This is a genomic window from Allobosea sp. TAB14, assembly GCF_052113865.1.
Classification (GTDB): Bacteria; Pseudomonadota; Alphaproteobacteria; order Rhizobiales; family Beijerinckiaceae; genus Allobosea; species Allobosea spartocytisi.
Map to the genome: position 1 here is coordinate 1 of NZ_JBFRDQ010000340.1, position 1,968 is coordinate 1,968.

Here is a 1,968-nt window from a genome sequence, read left to right on the forward strand (position 1 = left end):
CCGCGACGGCGACGACCACGCCGACCACGCCGGTGCGGATGTGGCCGGGCTTCACCCGGGACTCACGCGGCGGCATGATGCGCGGGCGGGCGGGCTGGCTCTCGGCCGGCTCGGGCAGGGGCTCGCCGAATTCCTGGCCCTCGGCGGGCGGCAGGGGGGCGAATTCGGGCTGCTGCTTCGGCTCGGGCGGGCGCGGAGGCTTCGCCGCCGGCTCCTGGGGGCGAATCACCGGGCCACGAGCGGGCGGCTGCGGCGCCTCGCTGTATTCGGCCTCGATCCGGGCGACGGCCTCGTCGAGCGTCAGGCGCTCGCGCATGATCTCGGCCTCGCTCAGCGGCGGATCGAGACCGCGCAACTGCGCGACGAGGGCTGCCCGCGCCCGGTCGAAGATGGCGCGGCGCGCCTCGGGTGAGTTGTCGGGCAGCCCGGCGACGGCGCGTGCCAGGATCGGGTAGAAATCGGCCATTGGCCTCACTTGTCGCTGATGACGAGCCGCGTCAACCCTCGAACGGATTATGAACGAGGATGGTGTCGTCGCGTTCCGGGCTGGTCGACAGCACGGCGACGGTGGCGCCGATCAGTTCCTCGATGCGGCGGACATATTTGATCGCCTGGGCCGGCAGRTCSGCCCAGGAGCGGGCGTTGGCGGTCGAGCCTTCCCAGCCTTCGATCGTCTCATAGACCGGCTCGACGCGGGCCTGGTCGCTCTGGCCGGCGGGCAGATGCTCGATGATCTGGCCGTCGAGCTTGTAGCCGACGCAGACCTTGATCTCCTTGAAGCCGTCGAGGATGTCGAGCTTGGTCAGGGCGATACCGTCGATGCCGGAGGTCTTGACCGTCTGGCGCACGAGGCAGGCGTCGAACCAGCCGCAGCGGCGCTTGCGGCCGGTGACGACGCCGAATTCCTTGCCCTTCTGGCCGATCAATTCGCCGATCTCGTCGAAGAGTTCGGTCGGGAAGGGGCCTTCGCCGACGCGGGTGGTGTAGGCCTTGGCGATGCCCAGCACATAGCCGACGGCGGAGGGGCCCATCCCCGAGCCGGTCGCGGCCTGGCCGGCGACGATGTTCGAGGAGGTGACGAAGGGGTAGGTGCCGTGGTCGACATCGAGCAGCGCGCCCTGCGCGCCCTCGAACAGGATGCGCTTGCCGGCGCGGCGCTGCGCATCGAGCAGCGCCCAGACGGTGTCGGCATAGGGCAGCACTTCGGGCGCGATCGCCTTGAGCTGGCCGAGCAGTTCGCGGCCGTCGACCTCGGCGATGCCGAGGCCGCGGCGCAGCGCGTTGTGATGGGCGAGGAGCCGCTCGATCTTGGCCTCGAGCAGGGCCTCGTCCTTGAGATCGACGACGCGGATGGCGCGGCGGCCGACCTTGTCCTCATAGRCCGGGCCGATGCCGCGCTTGGTCGTGCCGATCTTCATGCCGGCATTCGAGGTCTCGCGGAAATGGTCGAGCTCGCGGTGCAGCGGCAGGATCAGCGTCGCGTTGTCGGCGATGCGCAGGTTGTCCGGCGTGATTGCGACGCCTTGCGCGCGCAGCTTGGAAATTTCCTCGACGAGRTGCCAGGGATCGACSACGACGCCRTTGCCGATGACCGAGAGCTTGCCGGGGCGCACGATGCCCGAAGGCAGAAGCGAGAGCTTGTAGACGACGCCGTCGATGACCAGGGTATGGCCGGCGTTATGGCCACCCTGGAAACGCACGACGACATCGGCCTGGCTGGAGAGCCAGTCGACGATCTTGCCCTTGCCCTCGTCGCCCCACTGGGCGCCGACCACCACAACATTCGCCATGAGCGAGGTGTCCCTGCTTGTTCCGCGTTGCCTCACGCAAGCGGCCCGCGCAAATGCAAAACCCCGGCGCAAGGCCGGGGTTTCGGGGCAGGTCCTTGCAAGCCCTCATGGGCCAATGCGGCGCGAAGGTCAAGTTTTGCGTAGGTCTGTTTGAGGCCCCCCAGCCCTCATCCTGAGG

General features: G+C 68.9%; 1 protein-coding gene and 1 pseudogene. Both read right to left on the reverse strand.

Annotated features, from left to right (window positions below; all coding sequences use genetic code 11):
• Nucleotides 1–466, reverse strand: a pseudogene (locus AB4Y99_RS27395) (hypothetical protein); the annotation flags it as partial.
• Between the two features lie 31 nt (nt 467–497).
• Nucleotides 498–1,790 carry an adenylosuccinate synthase gene (locus tag AB4Y99_RS27400; protein ID WP_441525564.1) on the reverse strand — a complete coding sequence of 431 codons (1,293 nt, stop codon included), beginning with the start codon at nt 1,788–1,790 and terminating at the stop codon, nt 498–500.
• Between the last annotated feature and the right edge of the window lie 178 nt (nt 1,791–1,968).